14 protein-coding genes are annotated in these 22028 nt (G+C 51.4%); 5 read left to right on the top strand and 9 right to left on the bottom strand.

The features are described from left to right. The first annotated feature begins 85 nt into the window (after positions 1 to 85). The 5 genes from dnaN (at position 86) to EHSB41UT_RS11030 (ending at position 6794) form a co-directional block, all read left to right on the top strand. On the top strand, positions 86 to 1189 hold the full coding sequence (dnaN, locus tag EHSB41UT_RS11050; protein WP_087109703.1) for a DNA polymerase III subunit beta: 1104 nt from the start codon (positions 86 to 88) through the stop codon (positions 1187 to 1189). A 22-nt stretch (positions 1190 to 1211) separates the two neighbouring features. After that, positions 1212 to 2345 carry a DNA replication/repair protein RecF gene (recF, locus tag EHSB41UT_RS11045; RefSeq protein WP_087109702.1) on the top strand — a complete coding sequence of 378 codons (1134 nt, stop codon included), beginning with the start codon at positions 1212 to 1214 and terminating at the stop codon, positions 2343 to 2345. Positions 2346 to 2437: 92 nt separating this feature from the next. Beyond that, on the top strand, positions 2438 to 4852 hold the full coding sequence (gene gyrB, locus EHSB41UT_RS11040) for a DNA topoisomerase (ATP-hydrolyzing) subunit B (protein WP_087109701.1): 2415 nt from the start codon (positions 2438 to 2440) through the stop codon (positions 4850 to 4852). An 82-nt stretch (positions 4853 to 4934) separates the two neighbouring features. Then, on the top strand, positions 4935 to 5516 hold the full coding sequence (lpcA, locus tag EHSB41UT_RS11035) for a D-sedoheptulose 7-phosphate isomerase (RefSeq protein ID WP_087109699.1): 582 nt from the start codon (positions 4935 to 4937) through the stop codon (positions 5514 to 5516). A 120-nt stretch (positions 5517 to 5636) separates the two neighbouring features. Beyond that, positions 5637 to 6794, top strand: a complete 1158-nt coding sequence (locus tag EHSB41UT_RS11030) for a hypothetical protein (protein WP_133060475.1) — start codon at positions 5637 to 5639, stop codon at positions 6792 to 6794. 32 nt (positions 6795 to 6826) lie between these two features. Here the strand turns inward: EHSB41UT_RS11030 and EHSB41UT_RS11025 are convergent, their stop codons facing one another. The 9 genes from EHSB41UT_RS11025 to fmt all read right to left on the bottom strand — a co-directional run bounded on the left by EHSB41UT_RS11025 (position 6827) and on the right by fmt (position 21985). Then, positions 6827 to 7438 carry a lysophospholipid acyltransferase family protein gene (locus tag EHSB41UT_RS11025; protein WP_165767224.1) on the bottom strand — a complete coding sequence of 204 codons (612 nt, stop codon included), beginning with the start codon at positions 7436 to 7438 and terminating at the stop codon, positions 6827 to 6829. 101 nt (positions 7439 to 7539) lie between these two features. Next, on the bottom strand, positions 7540 to 8082 hold the full coding sequence (gene gmhB / locus EHSB41UT_RS11020; protein WP_087109694.1) for a D-glycero-beta-D-manno-heptose 1,7-bisphosphate 7-phosphatase: 543 nt from the start codon (positions 8080 to 8082) through the stop codon (positions 7540 to 7542). A gap of 403 nt (positions 8083 to 8485) precedes the next feature. Further along, entirely contained in the window at positions 8486 to 10573 is a 2088-nt protein-coding gene (gene glyS, locus EHSB41UT_RS11015; RefSeq protein WP_087109692.1) for a glycine--tRNA ligase subunit beta, read from the bottom strand. Then, positions 10573 to 11520 carry a glycine--tRNA ligase subunit alpha gene (gene glyQ / locus EHSB41UT_RS11010; RefSeq protein WP_087109690.1) on the bottom strand — a complete coding sequence of 316 codons (948 nt, stop codon included), beginning with the start codon at positions 11518 to 11520 and terminating at the stop codon, positions 10573 to 10575. Before glyQ ends, glyS begins: the two co-directional genes overlap by 1 nt. Positions 11521 to 11658: 138 nt before the next feature. After that, on the bottom strand, positions 11659 to 16488 hold the full coding sequence (locus EHSB41UT_RS24620; protein WP_165767223.1) for a hypothetical protein: 4830 nt from the start codon (positions 16486 to 16488) through the stop codon (positions 11659 to 11661). A 122-nt stretch (positions 16489 to 16610) separates the two neighbouring features. Further along, entirely contained in the window at positions 16611 to 18059 is a 1449-nt protein-coding gene (locus tag EHSB41UT_RS11000) for a TrkH family potassium uptake protein (RefSeq protein WP_087109686.1), read from the bottom strand. Positions 18060 to 18225: 166 nt separating this feature from the next. Beyond that, complete coding sequence (gene trkA, locus EHSB41UT_RS10995; RefSeq protein ID WP_087109684.1) at positions 18226 to 19599, bottom strand: Trk system potassium transporter TrkA; 1374 nt, start codon at positions 19597 to 19599, stop codon at positions 18226 to 18228. Positions 19600 to 19629: 30 nt separating this feature from the next. Then, complete coding sequence (gene rsmB, locus EHSB41UT_RS10990; RefSeq protein ID WP_087109888.1) at positions 19630 to 21015, bottom strand: 16S rRNA (cytosine(967)-C(5))-methyltransferase RsmB; 1386 nt, start codon at positions 21013 to 21015, stop codon at positions 19630 to 19632. 10 nt (positions 21016 to 21025) lie between these two features. Further along, a complete protein-coding gene (gene fmt, locus EHSB41UT_RS10985; protein ID WP_087109682.1) occupies positions 21026 to 21985 on the bottom strand; it encodes a methionyl-tRNA formyltransferase in 960 nt (319 codons plus the stop codon). Positions 21986 to 22028: the final 43 nt, after the last annotated feature.

Below are 22028 nucleotides of genomic sequence, written 5' to 3'. Positions count from 1 at the left end.
GACCTTATGTTTTTATGAGTAAGCTGAGTTGTAGCGTTATCCAGATTTAGATGAATTTCCTTAGCTAGAGGCGAGAAAGGAAACAATGAAATTTACCATTAACCGGGAAGCCCTGCTGAAGCCACTTTTGCTGGTTGCTGGCGTTGTTGAACGCAGGCAAACACTCCCCGTACTGTCTAACGTGTTGCTGGTTGTTGAAGGCGATACGCTCTCCCTGACTGGTACCGATCTGGAAGTGGAACTGGTTGGCCGGGTACATCTCGACAAGCCGGCTGAAGACGGTGAAATCACCGTTCCAGCACGTAAGTTAATGGATATCTGTAAGTCTCTGCCGGAAGATAGTGAGATCACCTTCCTGCTGGAAGATCAGCGGGTTATTTTCCGTTCCGGTCGTTCCCGGTTTACGCTGTCTACTCTGCCAGCGAATGAATTTCCGAATATTGATGAAGAGTCTGCCTCTTACTCCTTTGCCATTAACCAATCCCGTCTACGTCGTCTGATCGATCGTACTGGTTTTGCCATGGCTCAGCAGGATGTTCGCTACTACCTGAACGGTATGCTCCTGGAAGTCCGTGAGCACGCTCTGCGTTCTGTTGCGACTGATGGTCACCGTCTGGCTATGTGCACAGTCGATGCAGATATCAGCCAGCAGGAGCGTCATCAGGTGATCGTTCCTCGCAAAGGTATTCTCGAACTCGCTCGTCTGCTGACGGATGGCGAAGAGATCGTGAATATCACTCTGGGCGCCAACCATATCCGTGCAACCACCGGTGATTTTATTTTCACCTCCAAGCTGGTTGACGGTAAGTTCCCGGATTACGAGCGCGTTCTTCCACGCGGTGGCGACAAGTTTGTGATTGGTGACCGTCAGACCCTGCGTCAGGCTCTGAATCGTGCTTCCATCCTCTCCAATGAGAAGTATCGTGGCATTCGTCTGATGCTGGACCAGAACACGGTCAAGATCATGGCGAACAACCCAGAGCAGGAAGAAGCGGAAGAAGAAGTCACCGTTAACTATGATGGTGCAGGCCTCGAGATCGGCTTTAACGTGAGCTATCTGCTGGATGTGCTGTCTGTTATTGATGGTGATGCAGTTAAGCTGACTTTGTCCGACCCTAACAGCAGTGCACTGGTAGAAGAGCCTGAAAACAGCGACTCTGTGTACGTTGTTATGCCGATGCGTCTCTGATTTTTTCTTTGCTCTCTCTTAGATGTCCTGTCTTGAGAAGATCAGCGTCACGGATACAAGAAACCTTGTATCTGTGACCTTAACCCCCTCCCCCTCGATCAATATTCTTCACGGCGTTAACGGCAGCGGAAAAACCAGTTTTCTGGAAGCTATTCATCTTCTTGGTACTGCCCGTTCGTTTCGATCAACCAAAGTGAAGTCTGTGATACGTCAGGGGCAAGAAGCCTGTATTGTTTTTGGTAAGGTTGGAGCCGGCGAGCACTCCTGGGCTCTGGGTGTCTCACGCACACAAGATGCCAGTTGTAAGGTTCATATTAATGGTGAGTCTGCCCGTCTCACTTCCGATCTTGCCGCCATACTCCCTCTTCAAGTCATAAATCCTGATACCTTCCGCTTACTGGAAGGTAGCCCCAAAGATCGTCGTCAGTTTTTGGATTGGGGAGTGTTCCATGTGGAACATCGCTTTTTGAATGCCTGGAAACGGGCTCAAAAAGCTATGAAGCAGCGGAATGCATTCTTGAGGAATAGTAGCGCTCGACATGGTAAAATAGCTGATTCGCTGTTGGATGTCTGGAATGTCGAGCTTGCCCATAGTGGTGAAGAGATAGATAGCTATCGGCAAAGCTACTTTGAAAAGCTAAAGCCCGTCTTTGAAGAGACCTTGGCTCAGCTGACAGATTTATCTGATATTCAGATCTCCTACACCCGAGGCTGGGATAAAGAGTCCAGTTTGCGGGAAGTCCTCGATCGATCCCTTAAACGGGATCTTGAATCCGGATACACCCATTGGGGCCCTCACAGGGCTGATATCCGAATTCGGCATAAAGGTGCGCCTGCCGTAGAAAGCCTTTCGAGGGGACAGCAGAAAGCTGTAGTTTGCGCCCTGAAATTGGCTCAGGGAAAATTGTTCAGTGAAAGCAAAGCATTTGGCTGCGTCTATTTAATAGATGATCTTCCATCAGAGCTGGACAAAGAGCATCGGTATAAATTGTGCCGCATGCTGGGAAACATGGATGCACAGGTGTTTATTACCTGTGTTGAGCAAGGTGCCCTGGCTGATGCCTGGGGAACTGATAAAGATGTAAAAATGTTCCATGTGGAACATGGTGTTATTCTCGAAGATTCTGTCGAGCCAGCTGCTGAAGCAAGTGCCTGACGGAATGAACCTGATGGATGCAGGATAACCAAGCCAGTAGTTAATAGTCCTGTTTGCAGGGTGGCTGTTGGTTTTATTGGAGAACGTGGCGGATGAGCGAGCAAAGTTACAATGCGTCGAATATCAAGGTGCTTAAGGGACTGGATGCAGTCCGTAAGCGCCCTGGTATGTATATTGGGGATACCGATGATGGAACGGGTCTCCACCACATGGTGTTTGAGATCGTCGATAACTCGATTGACGAGGCGCTGGCTGGCCACTGCTCCGCTATCGATGTCATCATCCATCCGGATGAGTCGGTAACCGTTCGGGATGATGGTCGGGGTATTCCGACTGATATCCATGAAGAAGAAGGTGTCTCTGCGGCAGAAGTTATCATGACGGTTCTCCATGCCGGTGGTAAGTTCGATGACAACACCTATAAGGTTTCTGGTGGTCTGCACGGTGTGGGGGTTTCTGTTGTAAACGCCTTGTCCAGCGAGTTGCGCCTGACTATTCGCCGTCATGGCAATGTTCACCAGCAGATTTATGTACACGGTGTTCCAAAAGCACCTCTGTCCATTATTGGCGAGACCGAAGGCTCCGGTACCGAAGTGACCTTCTGGCCATCTGCAGAAACCTTCAATAACATCCATTTCAGCTACGATATTCTGGCCAAGCGTCTACGTGAGCTGTCCTTCCTGAACTCTGGTGTCTGCATCAACCTGAAGGATGAGCGTGACGGCCGTGAGGATACCTTCCACTATGAAGGTGGTCTGAAGGCTTTCGTTGAATACCTGAACCAGAATAAAACCCCGGTTAATAAGGTGTTCCACTTTGAAACCATGCATGAAGATGGCGTGGGCGTAGAAGTGGCCATGCAGTGGAATGATGGCTTCCAGGAGAACATCTACTGCTTCACCAACAACATCACCAACCGTGATGGTGGTACCCACCTGGCGGGCTTCCGTGCCGCTCTGACGCGTACCCTGAACAACTATATCGAAGCTGAAGGCATGGCCAAGAAGCAGAAGGTCAGCACCACTGGCGATGATGCCCGTGAAGGCCTTACTGCTGTTGTCTCGGTTAAGGTTCCTGATCCTAAGTTCTCCTCCCAGACCAAAGATAAGCTGGTTTCTTCCGAAGTGAAGACCGCTGTTGAGCAGGAAATGGGTAAGGCGTTCTCGGACTTTCTGGTGGAAAACCCACAGGAATCCAAACTGGTCGTGAACAAGATGTTGGATGCGGCCCGCGCTCGTGAGGCGGCCCGTAAAGCTCGTGAGATGACCCGTCGTAAGGGTGCTCTGGATATCGCAGGTCTGCCTGGAAAACTGGCAGACTGTCAGGAGAAGGACCCTGCCCTCTCCGAACTGTACATAGTGGAGGGTGACTCTGCGGGCGGTTCCGCCAAGCAGGGTCGTGACCGTCGTACCCAGGCTATCCTGCCGCTGAAAGGTAAGATCCTGAACGTAGAAAAGGCTCGCTTTGACAAGATGCTTTCTTCTCAGGAAGTTGGCACCCTGATCACGGCTCTGGGCTGCGGTATTGGCCGGGAAGAGTTCAACCCGGACAAGCTGCGCTACCACAGCATCATCATCATGACCGATGCGGACGTCGATGGTGCACACATCCGTACCCTGCTTCTGACCTTCTTCTTCCGTCAGATGCCGGAGCTGATCGAACGTGGCCATATCTTTATTGCCCAGCCTCCTCTTTATAAGGTGAAGCGTGGCAAGCAGGAACAGTACCTGAAGGACGATCCAGCCCTGCAGGAGTACCTGACGACTATGGCTCTGGAGAATGCCAGTCTGCACGTGAGTGAGGACGCTCCGGGTATCGCTGACAGCCAGCTGGAAGCTCTGGTTAACGAATACCGTAAGATTGAAGGCGTTATCAAGCGTCTGTCCCGTCTCTACCCTGCTCAGGTACTGCGTGAGCTGATCTACATGCCGAAGATGGCAGAAGACGATCTGCGTAATCAGAGCGTTGTAGACAGCTGGGTTGAGACTTTGAACGTTAAGCTGGAAGGTTCCTTTATGTCTGGCAGCACCACGACCATGCGTGTTGTCGAAGACAAGGAGCACAATAGCTGGCTGCCAGAAGTGACAGTGAAGGCCCATGGTCTGGAAACCATTTACCTGATCCAGAACGATTTCTTCACTTCAAACGACTATCGTGCCATCACCAGCCTGGGTGAAAAGCTGATTGGCTTGATCGAGAAAGGCGCTTACGTCCAGAAGGGCGAGCGTACTCATCCTGTTGATAGCTTTGAGCAGGCTCTGGACTGGCTGATGTATGAATCCACCAAGCGTCATAACATCCAGCGCTATAAGGGGCTGGGTGAGATGAACCCGGATCAGCTTTGGGAAACCACCATGGATCCGATTAACCGTCGGATGCTGAAGGTTTCTATTGATGATGCCGTTGCCGCCGACCAGATCTTCACCACATTGATGGGTGATCAGGTTGATCCGCGCCGAGACTTCATCGAAAGCAACGCACTGAAGGTCGCCAACCTCGACGTGTAAAGTACGAAAAGCCGGTCCAGAGAATGACCGGCTTTTTTCTCTTCCCGTGAGTTGTGAAGCTAAATTAAGCAGGAAGGAAAATATGCAGGATATTCAAGCATTTATTAAAGGTGAGCTGACCGAGGCACAGGAAGTGCTGGCCCGTTTTCTCGCAGATGAAAAGCAGATTCAGAACATTCAAAGCGCCGCAGCGCTGATTGCCGAGTCTTTTAAAAGCAATGGCAAGGTGCTGTCTTGCGGTAATGGTGGTTCACACTGTGATGCCATGCACTTTGCGGAAGAGCTGACCGGCCGTTATCGTGACAATCGCCCTGGTTATCCGGGGATTGCAATCTCTGACCCAAGCCACCTCTCCTGTGTCAGTAATGATTTCGGCTATGACTATGTCTTCAGCCGTTATGTTGAGGCTGTAGGCCTGCAGGGCGATGTTCTTCTGGGTATCAGCACCAGCGGTAACTCAGCAAACATTATCAAGGCCTTTGAAGCTGCCTCTGCCAAGGGGATGAAGACTATCGCCCTGACCGGCAAAGATGGCGGCAAGATGGCTGGTATCGCTGATGTAGAGATCTGTGTCCCTCATTTTGGCTATGCAGATCGTATTCAGGAAGTACACATCAAGATTATTCATATCCTGATTGGCCTGATTGAGAAACACATGGCCTGATTGGGGGCTATTGCTCTCTAACCGGATTGTTAGTTGATCTGACAATCCGGATCCCTCTCTTAAGAACACTTTCCCCGCCTACTCTGTCAAAGCTGAGTAATACTCTCAGGGATGGCAGATATGAATCAGGCCGGCGCAATTCATCACAATATATCTTCTACTGGAGGCTACCACCGCTTTTCTAGTGAAGAGCAGGTTCAAAATCAGCTCGCAGTCGTTGAAGGTAAGAACTCATTTCCTGAATCTCCTGATAGACCTTCGCAGGCACGCATCAAGCGGTTAAAAAAATATCGAGTGACGACAGCATTTGTCTGTTCCAGCCTTGAGGGATTGTTTAAATCGGTAATCAATTTCTGCTGTAAATGGGTTGCGATTCCAACTATTTATTATGCGGCTACGGGTGCGGCAAGCCCGGTTACCCTGAGCTCCGCTTTTTTCATGATAGTGACTGTTGCTGTTAGTTATACCGCAGTCTGCCTGGTGATAGCAGGAGTACCCAAACTCTGTTATCTCTTGCTGAATGGTAAGCGGGCAAGGCTGAATAACTTTAAAGATTTCTATGAGCCAAAGCTGGAACAGCTGGAAGAAAGAACCTGTAATGCATCTCAGAGTTATATCAGGGGCTATGAGAAAAAGCCTTTGGTTAAACAGGTGATGAGTCTCACCGGTGATTTAACCGAAGAACGCCAGCAATTACAGAGCCACCTTGAGAAAAGAGTTGAAGAAAGACAACGCTGGGAAGCGGATATACTTCGTCCACATGTGCCGGGAAAGAATCCCTGCCTGAGAAACTCAGTAGAGTATGCTGCAGTATTAGGAAGCGTTCCTTATGATTCTCCAGCCATGACAGCCGTTATGAGGCATGGCCAGCAAGCCAGCAGGCATGAACGCTGGTTTAACTGGCAGTGGACGGCAAATCAACATAAGCGTCTCTCCAAAATGGAACGTGCAGGTTTCCGCCAACATCCTGCTTTAAAAGAGCTGAGAAGCGAACTCGATAAAACCACAGATGGTCAGTACAGCAAGCGCTGCAGCGAGTACCAGATGCGTGCGTTTGCGAATGAGCAGCGGGAATATGCGGCCTATGAGAAGGACCTAAGGCAAATAGCCTCTGATGTGGAATATTTGGAAGAGGAGCTTAAGCAGAGGTGGCATCACGGTTGTCTCAATAGAGTACTAAGGCCATTTTATAGCTGTTTAAATTACTTTGTGGATATTAAACGCCTCACCGATAGAGTGGCGAGAAAGCGGGAACAGGAAGAAAACAAGAACGCGTAATGCGCTCTTGTTTGTAAAAAGATAAAAGACACTTAAGGGTGATTAGCCACAACCCAGTCTCTAACCTCTGAGGTGAGCTGGTCGATAGGCTTGTTCTGGCTATCGATCACGGGGCCAATACGCACCGTGATTTCACCAGGTGTTTTCTTCAGAGTGAAAGTTGGCCAAAAGCGACCAGCGTCGTGTGCTATTGGCAGTACTGGTACATTGGCATGCTGAGCCAGTGTCGCAGCACCACGGGTGAAGCGCCCTACTTCCGGCCAGTGGTGTCGTGTCCCTTCCGGAAAGATCACTACGCCATAATCGTCATCAAGGCAGACCTTACCCTTGTCCATCACCTGCTGCATGGCCGAGCGGCGCTCTTTACGATCAATCGCAATCGGGTTTAAACGCTTAAACGCCCAGCCAAAGAAGGGAACAGAGAACAGCTCTTTCTTGATAACAGTCGACTGTGGACTGATAAGCATCTGTACAAAGAACGTCTCCCAGGGAGACTGATGATTACTGGCCACTACGCAGGCTTTATCCGGCACGTTCTCCAGCCCTTCTACTTTCCAGCGGATACCACAGATCCACCGGCAGAGGAAAAGCGAGACAACGCAGAAGTTCTTTATAAAGAATGGGTGGCGGGAGCGAACGGGCACAAAGTAAACCGCAAGTATGACGAACGTACACCACGGAACACCAAACAAAACCCAGAAAAAGTAAAAAACAGCTGTCCTTAACCAACAAATACTATTCGCGATCATTGCGTATCCTGAATCAGGGAATCTGCAAACTCCTTGAGATTCCCGTATACCTCTAATTCTTTTACTGAAAGACCCTTGTTGAGGGTTCTTTGTCCCTTACCGGTTTTAACCAGAACCGGATGGCAGCCGCAGGTAACAGCTACCTCCATATCCTTATCGGTATCGCCGACAAACCAGGCGCCACGAGCAGAACAGGACAGCGCATTCTCTATCTGCCTGACAAGGCCTGGCTTTGGCTTTCTGCAGTCACAATTATCTTCAGGCACATGAGGGCAGAAACGAATGCAGGCAATAGAACCGCCTGCCGCCTCAACCAGACTGATCATCTTCTCATGCATGGCTGCGAGCGTTTCGAGGGAATAGTACCCCCTGCCAACCCCAGATTGGTTAGTCGCGACAGCAATGGTGAAACCTGCTCTGGTCAGATCAGCGATCGCCTCAATACTGCCAGGGATCGGGTGCCACTCATCCGGAGACTTGATGTAATCATCAGAGTCTTCATTTATCACCCCATCACGATCGAGAATAACCAGCTTCATGTGCGTCCAGAGAAAAGTAACAACAGTAGGGCCTGTTGTGGTTTGCTGATCGGGCTCAGCTTTCCCGAGAGTTTTCAGGGCTAGGCGTAGCGATGAAGGAATACTGGTGGTCTTTCAAATCGCTACAACGACGCCATGGAAGCTCTCGGGAAAGCCCTTCGGGTGAAACGGAAAGCCATCCCTCGCTGCGTTAGGCTTGTTTAATGTAGGGCAACTACGATTTTCACAAGCCTTCCTAACGATGAATGGTTTTCCGTTTCACTGAGCCGCATCAGCAAATCACAACAGGCCCTACAAATGATAAAGAAAAAGCCCTTTACCGCAAATAACCTTGTGGGTTATTGGCAGTAAAGGGCTTAGGATCTGGCAGTTAAGGCCAACCGGGGTTGACCTTATTTACAGATCAGGCCTGCAGCAGGGAAATATCGGCTACGTGCAGGAACAGGTTACGCAGCTGCTTGAGCAGAGCATAACGGTTCAAACGAACCTGCTCGTCGTCAGCATTCACCATAACCTTGTCGAAGAAAGTATCAACAGGCTCTTTCAGGGCCGCCAGGCGGCTCATGGCTGCGCTGTAGTTACTTTCGGCGAGCATCGGTTCCACTTCGCTAATGCATGCGCTCAGAACGCTGTGCAGAGCTTTTTCTGCATCTTCCTGCAACAGGGCAGTATCAACAGCATCCGGAATCACCACATCACCGGCTTTTGCCATGATGTTGGATACACGCTTGTTGGCCGCAGCAAGAGCAGCTGCTTCCGGAAGAGCCATAAAGCTGGAGATTGCCTGCACACGCTGATCAAAGTCGAATGGACGGGACGGTTTCAGCGCACGTACTGACAGGAACACTTCCACAGGAATCTTGGCATCCTGATACCAGGCGCGGAAACGTTCCAGCATGAATTCCAGTACTGTGTCGTTCAGTTCTTCACCTGCTGGCAATTCAACGCCCTGTGCTTTATAGCCTTCGATGGCCACAGCAATCAGGGAGCGCAGATCCAGTTTCAGCTTCTTCTCAACGATGATGCGCAATACGCCGAGTGTCGCACGACGAAGTGCGAATGGATCCTTGGAGCCAGACGGCGGCTGTTTAATACCGAAGATACCAACAATGGTATCCAGCTTATCAGCGATAGCAACAGCACAGCCGGTCAGGGTGGAAGGCAGCTGATCACCGGAGAAACGCGGCATGTATTGCTCGTCCAGGGCGACAGCCACTTCTTCCTGCTCACCATCGTGACGGGCGTAGTACATGCCCATGATGCCTTGCAGTTCCGGGAACTCCATAACCATCTCGGAGGCCAGGTCGGACTTGCACAGTTCACCTGCACGTTTGGCGTTGTCCTTGTTGCCACCTTCCTGTTCGGCAATGAAAGACGCCAGTCGTGCGATACGGTCAGTCTTGTTAAAAACAGAACCCAGATCTTTCTGGAAGACGACAGGTTTCAGTTTTTCACGACGCTGTTCCAGAGTGATCTTCTTGTCGGTTTCAAAGAAGAAGCGGGCATCAGCCAGACGCGGACGGATTACCTTCTCGTTACCGGAGATAACCTGAGAAGGATCCTTGCTCTGGATATTGGTAATGGTGATGAAGTAAGGCATCAGCTTGCCTTCGCCATCCACCATATGGAAATACTTCTGATGCTCTTTCATGGAAGAGATCAGTGCTTCGGAAGGCACTTCCAGGAAGGCTTCATCAAAACGACCGGCCAGTGCAGAAGGCCATTCGTTCAGGGAAGCAACTTCTTCCAGCAGGTCTGCATCGATAACAGCAACGCCACCCAGCTTCTCAGCGGTGGCTTTCACCTGCTCGCGAATGGTCTGCTTACGGGTATCGTAATCAGCAACAACAAAGCCGGTATCTGCCAGAACAGACTGGTAATCAGCCGGCTGAGCAATAGTCAGAGAAGTATTGTTGTGGAAACGGTGACCACGGGTTTCGCGGCCAGCTTTCAGACCCATAACCTCGCAATCAACCACATCATCACCCAGCAGCATAACCAGCCACTGAACCGGGCGTACAAACTCGGAACGGCTCGCACCCCAGCGCATACGCTTAGGGATTGGCAGCTCGTCCAGAGAGGCAGAAACAATACCTGGCAGCAGTTCTGCGGTTGGCTTGCCCTGCTCTACGGAACGGTAAACCAACCATGCGCCTTTATCGGTTTCCAGCTTTTCCAAGGCGGAGAACTCTACGCCACAAGAGCGTGCAAAACCTTCAGCAGCCTTGGATGGGTTACCATCTTTATCGTAAGCAGCCTGAACCGCTGGGCCACGGCGCTCACTGTTCTTGTCAGGCTGGCTGGTTTCCAGACCTTTGATCAGCAGAGCCAGGCGACGCGGGGCAGCAAAAGACTTGGTTTCACCAAACTTCAGGCCGGCCTGCTCCAGACGGCTGGTAATACCGTTGGAGAAAGCATCAGAGAGTTTGCGCAGAGCTTTTGGAGGCAGTTCTTCAGTGCCCAGCTCAACCAGAAAATCACGAGTGGACATTAGTTTTCCTCCAGCTGCTTCAGCACTTCGTTTCGGATAGCTTCATCAGCCATTGGGAAGCCCAGCTTCTTACGGGCGTCAAAATAAGCCTTGGCCACTTCCCGGGCCAGGGTGCGCACACGCAGGATAAAACGCTGACGCTCGGTCACAGAGATAGCGTGACGGGCATCCAGCAGGTTGAAGGTGTGAGAAGCCTTCAGGGTGTATTCGTAGGCTGGTAGTGGCAGACCCAGTTCAACCAGACGCGCAGATTCACGCTCGTAAAAGTCGAAGTGCTCGAACAGCACCTTGGTGTCGGCGTGTTCAAAGTTAAAGGTGGACTGCTCCACTTCGTTCTGATGATAAACGTCGCCGTAGGTGACAACGCCCTGAGGACCTTTGGCCCAAACCAGATCGTAAACGCTGTCTACGCCCTGAATGTACATGGCCAGACGTTCCAGACCATAGGTGATCTCGCCGGTCACCGGATAGCACTCAATGCCGCCAGCCTGCTGGAAGTAGGTGAACTGAGTGATTTCCATACCGTTCATCCACACCTCCCAACCCAGACCCCAGGCTCCCAGAGTCGGGGATTCCCAGTTGTCTTCCACAAAGCGGATGTCGTGAACCAGTGGATCGATGCCCAGTGCGCGCAGGGAATCGAGGTACAGATCCTGGAAGTTGGCCGGGTTTGGCTTCATCACGACCTGGAACTGGTAGTAATGCTGCAGACGGTTTGGGTTCTCACCGTAACGGCCGTCAGTCGGGCGGCGGCTTGGCTGAACGTAAGCAGCATTCCAGTTCTCTGGGCCGATGGCACGCAGGAAGGTTGCCGGGTGGAAGGTACCCGCGCCGACTTCCATATCAAGCGGCTGCATAATCACACAGCCCTGGCTGGCCCAGAAATTCTGAAGGGTAAGAATCAGCCCCTGAAACGTATTGACGTCGGGCGCGTTCTGGTTGGTCACAGTACCACCTCGGTATTATGGGAAAACGCCCTACACCCATCCGGGGTGCAGGCAAAAAATTGGGCGGATTATACCCCAGAATGATAGGGACTGTTGACGTTTTGTGTGGGCTGTAACCATGGAAAAGCTGAAATCAAGCTAGTCTCCCTCTTCCGGCGTGCCATAGGATTCGCTGCTTGAGCCAGAATCTTCTTGCACCGTGCTGATTTTGTTGGTTTCCATAGGAGCTATTCCCCATTCCTCATCTTCCTCGGATTCCCCAGACTCAGTATCTTCCCCGGTGGTTATGGGGTTTTCTTTGTTCTCTGGATCCGAATCATCCTGAGCGAGAGGGTCGATATCCATAGCTGCTGTGGGGGGCGAGGTCGACATGTTTTGCATCAGTTGAGCTAATTTATTGACTATGTATTGCTGCAAAAAGCCATTGAAGTCGGCAATCGTGATCTTTTGCTCCTGAGCATCGCTTATTAACTTATCCCGCTCACTTGCGCTAAGCACATCCTGCATCGCAGGCTGGTTCACCATGCGTGTGTAATGGGTGATGTTTATTTTCCTTTGGGCACGGTTACTGACTTCACTGGAGACCCTGCCTCTGTCGGGTTTCTGCTCCAGTACCCAGGTTGTTAACTCCGCAATCTCTTCCTCGGAAAAAGTAACACTGCGATGATGGGATTGTTCTCTGATGGTGAACATCAGGTGTTCTTCCGGGGTAATTTCCTGTTGCCTGACTGCAGGATTTGTCTTGCGTAGTGTTGGCATCTGGAAGTGACCGGGTGATTCGCTACCGCTCACTTCCTTTCGTGTCACCCGGCGCAGTTTATGGCCTGTCGCCACTTTTTCTGTGCTTTCGAGCACAGTGATGAAGTTATCCCAGTCCTGGTTTTCAAGTGCCTGGGCCAGTTTCTCTGCCAAGGGATCCTCACCCCTGGCAGGCAGTAGCTTTATCTGTTGGGTGGTTATCTCTTGTATTTGTTGCAACTCCCGGGTTGTGGCCTGAAGCTCGATGATCTGATGCAAGAATGTCAGCTGCAGCTGCTCCCATTTACTACTTGTAAAGCTTTGTTGTTCCAGTTGTGCGGTATGCAGCTGTGCGACCATGGCCATGTATTCAGCGGCTACGGAGTGGTGGTTGGCCTTGTCCGCATAGAGAGCGCAGTTAAGGAAAAGAGCTTTTAACTGCTGAACAAGTTCCTGCTCCAGCTCGAGATAGTAGAGTTGGCCCGCTGTTAGTTCTTCTGGAATATCTTCATCCGGTAAAGGGGGCAATACCGGAGGATTGTTTGAGAACAGAGCTTCACCTACCTGGGTCTGCAGCTTGTTAATCATTTCCTCCGGTGATGGTGGGTTGTCGGTGCTTAATGCTTCAAACTCCTTCTCCAGAGTGGCGATGAGTTGTGCCAACCCTGCCTTTACAGGTCTTAACTGCGAACGTCTGGCAATGCTTTTCATCAAGGCTTTCTTATGCTGGTCTTTCTCATCGCCAGAAGCTTCCGGTCCACCCTCGTTTGGCTGCTGTTGCAGTACCTGGTGGGAAATAATTTGAGATAGCAATAACGATGCAGGACGGTGCAACCCAAGCAGACTGCGCAACAAGTCCACCTGTTGACTCGCGGCTTTATGTTCGGGCTCGTGAGTGTTTTCCAGCTCGCCCAGCCATTGGTAATAAGGCTGTAAATTATGCAGGCGGGCGGGGTTGTGTTGCTTAATATTTTCTATCCATTGTCCCGGCGAGAGCGTTGTCAGGCTATCTCTGGCATTGAGCCACAGTTCAATCAGGTTCATTTCAATCAACGACAGAGTGGTACCACTGTAGCGGTCTTTTCTGGCCACCTCTTCGAGAAACCCGACGACTTCATCCGCAGGGCGCTTTTTGGCCATGACCAGATTCAGCAAGTCATTAAAAACAACGGCCTTGCCCGCAATACTGGGCAGTTGTAGAAAGCGGGTATAAAGCGAGGAGACCTGATGGGCTGTCAGCGTTGCGGAGACCCGTAAAACAGTTATTAGACGGCGCAAATACTTGATAGCGGTCGAGCCTGATATGGTTTCATCACTCAGCCGTGCCAAGAGGTAGGTGTAGTAGCGCTGCTGCAGTTGGGGCCGATTTTTCGCGGTGCTCCAAGCCTGAGAAAACAGGATGCCAAGATTGGCTGAGATCTTGGCATCTTCCTGGTTTTTCTGCCATTGGCTATATACCTCTCCGACCTTTTCCAGGGGAGTCTTTACCATGATAACGGCAGGTGGTGGTGGTGGAGGTGGTGGTCCACCTGGCCCTGAAGGGGGAGGCGGTGGAGGAGGCGCAGGTGCTGGCGTGGTTGGTTGTTCTGTGTCGTTTACCTGCGGTATTGGTGAATCCACCTGAACGGGGCTGTCAGGCTTGTTATCGTTTTTCTGTTTTTTGCGACGTGGAGGCTTGATTGGCAGTGGGGAGCTTATTGGAGAGATTGATGAAACTGCCAGAGGCGGCTCGGATGTTTGCTCCTGAATCAGATCCAGTGGATCAGATATAAGCTCGCGCGATGGTGATGATGAGTGCGGTGATAGTTTTGGTGACTGCTGTGGTGAAGAAGACGGTGATGGTTGGGGGGGGAAATCCATATCTTCGAGAGCTGCAATCACCTGCTGCATCTTAGCGTGATGTTCCTCTTTCTCCTGATCTGTGTTTCTTATAGGTAGCTCCGGTGCTGGTGATGGGGAGATTGAGGATAGAGAGGTTGGTGACGAGATTGTTTCTGTCCTTAGCTCCTCAATTTCATCGTAAATTGGCACCTCATCAACGACCTGAAGGTTTTTGAGGGTGTGGAGAGCGAAATCAAGCTGCAGCTTTTGGGCTCTATCGGTGAAAGGGTTAGCAGTAGCAGGCGCATGTAACGTCTGGGCATAACTCAGGATATCCGGCCAGTATTTGTCTGCTGGAGGAAAAGTGAGAAGGTGATCGGCAGTTTGTGACACGGTCTTTTTTTTAGTGACAGCCAATAGCTCAGCGCGGCAGATTTTAAGTCGAGAGATGGCATTCTTTTTTTTATCAAACTCTGCAGCCACTTTATTGATCTGCTGGACACATTGGGAAACCAATTCAGGGTTTGTGCGGCATTCGTCGTCCTGTTGCGCTAGAGAATCATGATGGCTCCCCTCGAACTCTATTAATTCCTTTTCCAGCTCAAGTAGTTTCGGCTCGATAAAAGCAGCCAGTTTTCGGGCATTCTGCACATCTGAGGGCTCTGCAAACTGCTTGGGGTAGACGAAGGGGACTGGACGATCTGAAATTTTCTCCAGCGTGCTAAGGCTGCTTTGTCGTTTACTTTGTATTACCTGTATTGTGGGTATAGTGCCGTGGAAGCTGCCATAGTCGTGAACAACTGCAATATTGACGAGAATCGCACCATTATCATCATCGTAGTAGGTACGGAGCAATTCCCAGAGCTGCCGCCAGCTTTGGTCTGTGTCCAAGGTCATTTGGCGGGGGGCATGTTTGTTTTCCACTGATGGAGCGCTATCAAAGGCCAGTACCTGCCCGGGTAGCGCCAGCAGTGCGCGAAATACCGGATTAGAGCGCAGTACCAGGTAGGTGTTGCCCTGTGAGGAGTTGAATTCAACCACTAGAGAGCTGTTGCTGTTCCATTGACGGTTATAGGCCACGCTGGCCTGAAGGTCAGTCATAAATCGGGTGTTATCGCCCTGAGGCGTGTCCAGCTCTTCCCGTTCAATCTGCATAATAGGAATGGGGTGATGAATCCCCAGATAGTGTTGTAGAGCCTGTTTATGCATATTTATAAATATATTACGGGACTGGGTGTTGCCTTCTGCCCTCTCTGTCGAATTGGTCATAAGCTCATAGTGGCTGTGAACCAGAGCTGCGACGGACATATATTTGGGCTTGCGAAGAGTGGTCTTGGCGTGAACATATTCAAGAATTGTGGTGCCGGTGTTGGCATCTATCAGGGTTTGGAATGTGGCTGGACTGTGGCTTTCCAGAACATTTTGGAAGTTTCTATGTCTGGTCAGAATTCGTTCATCATCGGCCAGTGAGAGTGTTGTGAGTGATTGAGAAAGGCTTTGCATGCTGGCAGATGAAATCAGCCCTGACTGAGGGCCTGTCATGGTCAGTTGTGGAGACTTCAGGGCAGTTTGGATTTTACTCAGTTGTCTGGAAACTCCTCCCCGCAGACGGGAGGAAGGCTTTTGGGAGGTGGCCGCAATGTTGCGCATCACCTGATAAGGTTGTGCATTGTTCCAGTGCATCAACTCGTCAAGCAGGGAAAAAAAGCCCGCCTCCTCCAACTGTTCCAAAAGATCATCGCCTTTTTTTCTGTTGGGAAGAAAAATGGTGAGCACTCCTGCATCAGGAAGCATGACCTGCAGGTCTTTGCGGGTGTCCTGCATCCGCAATCGAATATTATAAGGATGATTATTTGTCGAAAGGCGTATATCTACGCCCTGCCTGCCCTCAATAAGCTGTTGAATGATCTTGTGGATATTGGGAAACACCTTGACGGTGTCCTGTCTGGAGGGCAAAGGTTCGTCATTTTCGTCCAGCTCCAGGTTAGCAATGATTGGATAGTAGGGTTGGCTGAGCTGTGGGGCTTCCTCAAAGCTATCGCTATCGGTACTGTTTAGCGGAGAGAACCAATCGTTATAAGTCTGGGATTTCGGTTGTTCTTGTGGGTCGATAAATGATTGAAACAGTGGCAAAGCCTCAGCTGTCCCCCAGCTCCAGTACCTGCAACACCGCGACTCGATCTTATCCACAGCCATGCCGACATGGCAGCGAAGACTGGATAGACATTGTTTTCGTTGCTCAGAATTGATGGCGCCCCCTGCGCTTTGGATAGCAAGCACATCTTTCAGGGGAACTATGCCGGGTGGCAGTGGAGTACCTTTTTTTCCAGCGGAACTTTCCAGAGAGAGTGTGATTAGTGTTAACAGGAGAAAAGCCAGACGGTGGATCCTGTAAACAAGAGCGCGCATTTGTTATTCGTTCCGCACAAAAAGCCTTATTTATAGATGACGGATTTGGCCTTGGCAGAGGAAATTCCCCATCAGGACTGATTCTCGAGTCATTCTGATGGGGAGAGAAAACAAAAGATGAATTAATGCCGCCAGAACATAGGCGAGAACAGTACCATCAAAGTGAATATTTCCAGCCGTCCCAACAACATGGCGAAGGACAGGAACCACTTGGCGGCATCGGGTAGAGATTGATAGTTAGCAGCTGCTTCACCCAGTGCCGGGCCCAGATTGTTCAGGCAGGACGCAACGGTAGAGAACGCGGTTACAATATCCACACCGGTCGCCAGAACTGCGAGCTCCAGCAGAATAAACACGAAGACATAGGCCGAGAAGAAGCCCCAGACTGCCTCCCCTACCCTATCGGGAACAGCACGACCGCCCAGCTTGATAGCAAAGATGGCATTTGGGTGAATCAGACGCTTCAGCTCCCGGGAACCCTGCTTGAAGATCAGCAGGATACGAATCACTTTCATACCTCCGCCAGTTGAACCGGCACAGGCGCCAGAGAAGCTGGTCAGGAACAGCAATAGCGGCAGGAAGATGGGCCACAAAGAGAAGTCTGTAATCCCGAAACCGGTTGTTGTAGCGATGGAGACAACCTGAAACAGGCCATAACGCAGTGCATCCCAATCGGTATAGACGCCGGTGTATTGAAGAACCAAAACAGTAACAATGCTGACGCCAAGCAGTATCCCGAGATAGGCCTGAACTTCCGGGTCTTTAAAATAATAAAGAGGGTCTTTGTCGTGCAATGCAAAGTAATGCAGAGCAAAGTTCATCCCGGAGATCACCATAAAGAAAATGGCGATGGCTTCAATCAGTGAGCTGTCGAAATAACCAATACTGGCGTCGTATGTTGAGAAACCGCCAATAGCCACTGTTGAGAAACTGTGGGAAATCGCATCAAAAGCATTCATCCCGGCTACCCAATAGGCAACAGCGCAGGCGATGGTGATCGCGAGATAGAGATACCAGAGCGTCTTGGCTGTTTCGGCAATACGAGGTGTCAGCTTTCTGTCTTTGATCGGACCTGGAGCTTCGGTTCGATAGAGCTGCATACCACCAATGCCCAGCATTGGCAGCACGGCAACTGCCAGAACAATTATTCCCATGCCGCCAAACCACTGCAGCTGCTGACGGTAAAACAATATTGAGCGTGGCAATGTTTCAATATTGGTCAGGATTGTTGCGCCAGTGGTTGTCAGGCCCGACATGGCCTCAAAGAAGGCATCAGTAATCGAAAGCGCCGGTGCATCCATGAGCAGAAATGGTATGGAAGCAAACAGGCTCAGTACCCACCAGAACAAAACGGTAACCAGAAAACCGTCCCTTGGACGTAGTTCGTAGCGGGTGCGATAAAATGGAAGCCAGCAGCCAAGGCCGGTGAGTAAGGTAACAAGGAAGGTGTAACCAAACAGGGTGATTTCAGGTTCGTTGTAGATCCATGCCACAAGCATGGGCGGGAGACTGGCAAGACTGAACACAGCCAGCAGAACCCCGAGAATGCGCAATATTACCGACGGATGCATATAACCCCAGTCGTCCCTGGACGTATTTTTATCGTAAGTTTCTTTATCGTTTATAGGCCTGCATTTTTATTGGCGCAGGCACTCTCAACACCAGAGTTGAGTTGAAACTTGTATTGCCCGCCCTCCTCCGAACGGCAGGCAATAAAGTGCTGATCAGGCGTGCGTTTTAGAAGAACGCAATACCCACCTGGAACAGCTTCTCAACCTCGGTTATACGCTTCTTGTCAGTCAGGAACAAGATCACATGATCGCCCGCTTCAATCTCTATATGGTCGTGGGCAATCAACACCTCGTCGTTACGAACAATGGCACCGATTGTCGCCCCGGGAGGCAGTGCCACTTCGCCAATTGTGCGTCCAACAACCTTGGAGCTGTGCTTGTCACCGTGGGCAATGGCCTCGATGGCCTCAGCCGCTCCACGACGCAGTGAGTGAACGTTTACAACGTCGCCACGGCGTACATGGCGCAGCAAGCTGCCGATCGTGACCAGCTGCGGGGAGATCGCGATATCAATCTCACCACCCTGCACCAGATCCACATAAGCCGGGTTGTTGATCAACGCCATCACCTTACGGGCTCCGAGACGCTTGGCCAGCATCGAAGACATCACGTTGGCTTCATCATCGTTGGTCAGAGCGATAAAGATATCGGTCCCTTCAATACTCTCCGACTGCAACAGATCCTTATCGGACGCATTACCGTGGAAAACGATGGTGCGGTTCAGTTCCTGAGAGAGCGTGTGGCAACGATCGTGATTGCGTTCGATGATCTTGACGTTGTAACGGTCTTCAATGGCCTGGGCGAGACGCAGGCCGATGTTACCGCCACCGGCAATGATGATGCGCTTGTAGTCATGATCAAGGCGGCGCAGCTCGCTCATCACATCACGGATGTGGCGGCGGTCAGCAATGAAGAATACTTCATCGTCGGCCTCGATCACGGTTGTACCTTCCGGATTGATAGCCTGGCCGCGGCGGAAGATTGCTGCGACCCGGGTATCCACATTCGGCATATGTTCGCGAATGGTGCGGAGCTCCTGATTCACCAGTGGCCCACCATAGTAGGCTTTCACGGCCACCATCTGCAGGCGGCCATTGGCAAAGTCGAGAACCTGCAAAGCACCTGGATGCTCTATCAAGCGCTTTATGTGGGTAGTGACCACTTGCTCCGGGCTGATCAGTACATCCACCGGGAAGGCTTCTTCACTGAACAGGCCGGTACGGGTCAGGTAGGCGGCCTGACGGATTCGGGCAATCTTGGTCGGGGTGTGGAACATGGTAAAGGCGATCTGACAGGCTACCATGTTCACTTCATCACTGTTGGTGACAGCGACCAGCATATCGGCATCATCTGCCCCCGCCTGTTTCAAAACAGACGGGAACGAGGCCATACCGTGAACGGTGCGGATATCCAGCTTCTCCTGGAGATCACGCAGGCGTGCGTTATCGGTATCAACGATGGTTATATCGTTTTCTTCGTTGGCCAGGTTTTCGGCAAGGGTGCCCCCTACCTGTCCGGCTCCAAGAATAATGATCTTCATAACATCTCTGTTATCGGTCGTTGTTACCGCTTATGGCTGTTTGCGTAAACGTGCGTAGAAGAAGCCATCATGGCTGTCCGGTGTCGGGAACAGCTGCAGGCCATAACCTGTATCAAGGCCACACTCCATATCAGGTGTATCGTGCACCGCATCGTCAGTGCGGGCAAGAAAAGCCTTAATTTGATTGTGGTTTTCTTCCGGGAGAATGGAACAGGTTGCGTACAACATCGTGCCACCCGGCTTCAGCAGACTCCACATCGCATCAAGAATGCGACCCTGCAGTTCCTGCAGTTGATTGATATCTTCCGCGCGGCGCAGCAGTTTAATATCCGGATGACGACGAATAACGCCGGTTGCAGAACATGGCGCGTCCAGAAGAATACGATCGTACTGCTGACCATCCCACCACTGGTCCGGCTGGCTGGCATCACCCTGAATTACTTTGGCATTTAGTTGCAGGCGTTCAAGGTTCTCTCTCACTCGTACAAGGCGGGACTCTTCAAGATCCAGCGCAGTTACGTCGAGGTTCTCGGCACTTTCGAGGATATGGCAGGTCTTGCCGCCCGGCGCTGCGCAGGCATCCAGAATACGTTCGCTGTCTTGTGGTTCCAGCAGTTGGGAAGAAAGCTGTGCGGCTTCGTCCTGAACACTCACCAGACCTTTATTAAAGCCTGGAAGTTGTTGCACATCTGTTGGTTCTTCCAGCTGAATACCATGGGTGCTGAAACGGCAGCGGTTGGCTTTAATATCCGCCGCAATCAGCATCTTCAGGTATTCGGTGCGAGAGGTTTTCGCCACATTCACCCGCAGGGTCATCGGAGCCTGACTGTTGGTGCCGGCAACAATATCCGCCAGCTGCTCCGGCCAGCGCTTATTCAGCTTGCCGTAGAGCCAGTCTGGCAGTTCGGCCTTGGTGGCTTCATCGATAATGGTTTCGGTCAGCTTGTAACCTTCACGTTGTGCGTTGCGCAGCACAGCGTTTACCAGACCGTTCGCCCAGGACTTTCTCAATTTCTTGGCTGCACCAACAGACTCACTGATTGCAGCATGAGGAGCAACGCGGGTGAAGTAGAGCTGGCAAAGGCCAACCAGCATCAGCGCGCGAACATCATTATCCCGCTGCTTGAGTGGTTTGGTCAGCAGTTGATCGAGAATGGCATTCAGAGTGAACCAGTGGCGCAGAGTGGTGTAACACAGCTGGCGCAGCAGACTGCGATCACGTCCCTGAAACGCCGGCTCTGCCATCGGCAGAGCCGTGGAAAGAGACTCGCCTTTCATCACATTGGCAATAACCCGCGCAGCATGCAGGCGGATATTCTCTTTCTTTGGTGCATCATCGGAACGGTTGCCGCTTGGCTTACGTACTGCAGATGACTTGCGGGAAAGAGTGCTGCGGCTTGGCTTGTCGGAATTCATGGTCGTCATCTCAAGGCAACACTACACCAACCGCAAACATCTCTTTGCGGCTGTTAAGGATGTCCTGTGTGCCCATCGCCTTGCTGCCAGCCAGCTGCAGTTTCTTAAGGCGCAGAACACCTTCGCCACAGGCGATATCAATGCCTTGCTTGTCAGCTTTAACAATTGTGCCCGGGGCTTTGCCAGTGTTTTCTGCTATAGGTTCGGCTTCCCAGATGCGGGTTGGCTTGTCCGGAGCATTTTCATCCTGCAGCATCCAGGCAACCGGCCATGGGTTGAAGCAACGAATCTGGCAATCCAGCTGAGAGGCTGGTTGAGACCAGTCTACCCGACCTTCTTCCTTGGTCATCTTGTGAGCATAGGTCGCCAGAGAGTTGTCCTGCTTCTCCGGTTGCACCGTTCCGTCTGCAATCATCTCAATGGTTTCAACCAGAGCCGGGCCACCCATAACCGCCAGACGGTCATAAAGATCCTGGCTGGTATCGGTTGCATTGATCGGGCAAGTCACTTTCAACAGCATATCGCCGGTATCCAGACCTTCATCCATCTGCATGATGGTGACGCCGGATTCTTTATCGCCACAGCCAACTGCACGCTGAATCGGCGCAGCACCGCGCCAGCGCGGCAGAATAGAACCGTGAACATTGATGCAGCCATGGACCGGGGTATCAAGCACTTCTTTAGGCAGCAGAAGACCATAAGCCACAACCACCATCAGATCTGGCTTGAGAGCCGCCAGCTCTTGCTGGGCTTCTTCATTGCGCAGGGATTTCGGCTGATAAACCGGAAGGTTGTGCTCCAGAGCCAGCTCTTTAACCGGGCTTGGGGTCAGCTTGCGGCCCCGTCCTGCCGGACGGTCTGGCTGTGTGTAGACAGCTATGACCTCGTGACGGCTGTCCAGAAGGGCTTGAAGATGGATGGCGGCAAACTCGGGGGTGCCGGCAAAGACGATACGCAGTGCTTTGCTCATGGTGCTCCGGCGCTGATGAAAAAGTTAAGAGACGAATTATCGC

Source organism: Parendozoicomonas haliclonae, assembly GCF_900174585.1.
Lineage (GTDB): Bacteria > Pseudomonadota > Gammaproteobacteria > Pseudomonadales > Endozoicomonadaceae > Sansalvadorimonas > Sansalvadorimonas haliclonae.
The sequence above is the reverse complement of the archived record's forward strand: the minus strand, read 5'-3'. Positions and strand labels throughout refer to the sequence as shown.

Bases quoted from the DNA above. Each gene is read 5' to 3' on its own strand.
- EHSB41UT_RS11000 (WP_087109686.1), bottom strand. From the start codon at position 18,059: ATGCATCCGTCGGTAATATTGCGCATTCTCGGGGTTCTGCTGGCTGTG.
- rsmB (WP_087109888.1), bottom strand. From the start codon at position 21,015: ATGAATTCCGACAAGCCAAGCCGCAGCACTCTTTCCCGCAAGTCATCT.
- gyrB (WP_087109701.1), top strand. From the start codon at position 2,438: ATGAGCGAGCAAAGTTACAATGCGTCGAATATCAAGGTGCTTAAGGGA.
- EHSB41UT_RS24620 (WP_165767223.1), bottom strand. From the start codon at position 16,488: ATGCGCGCTCTTGTTTACAGGATCCACCGTCTGGCTTTTCTCCTGTTA.
- fmt (WP_087109682.1), bottom strand. From the start codon at position 21,985: ATGAGCAAAGCACTGCGTATCGTCTTTGCCGGCACCCCCGAGTTTGCC.
- dnaN (WP_087109703.1), top strand. From the start codon at position 86: ATGAAATTTACCATTAACCGGGAAGCCCTGCTGAAGCCACTTTTGCTG.
- gmhB (WP_087109694.1), bottom strand. From the start codon at position 8,082: ATGAAGCTGGTTATTCTCGATCGTGATGGGGTGATAAATGAAGACTCT.
- EHSB41UT_RS11030 (WP_133060475.1), top strand. From the start codon at position 5,637: ATGAATCAGGCCGGCGCAATTCATCACAATATATCTTCTACTGGAGGC.
- lpcA (WP_087109699.1), top strand. From the start codon at position 4,935: ATGCAGGATATTCAAGCATTTATTAAAGGTGAGCTGACCGAGGCACAG.
- glyS (WP_087109692.1), bottom strand. From the start codon at position 10,573: ATGTCCACTCGTGATTTTCTGGTTGAGCTGGGCACTGAAGAACTGCCT.
- trkA (WP_087109684.1), bottom strand. From the start codon at position 19,599: ATGAAGATCATTATTCTTGGAGCCGGACAGGTAGGGGGCACCCTTGCC.
- recF (WP_087109702.1), top strand. From the start codon at position 1,212: ATGTCCTGTCTTGAGAAGATCAGCGTCACGGATACAAGAAACCTTGTA.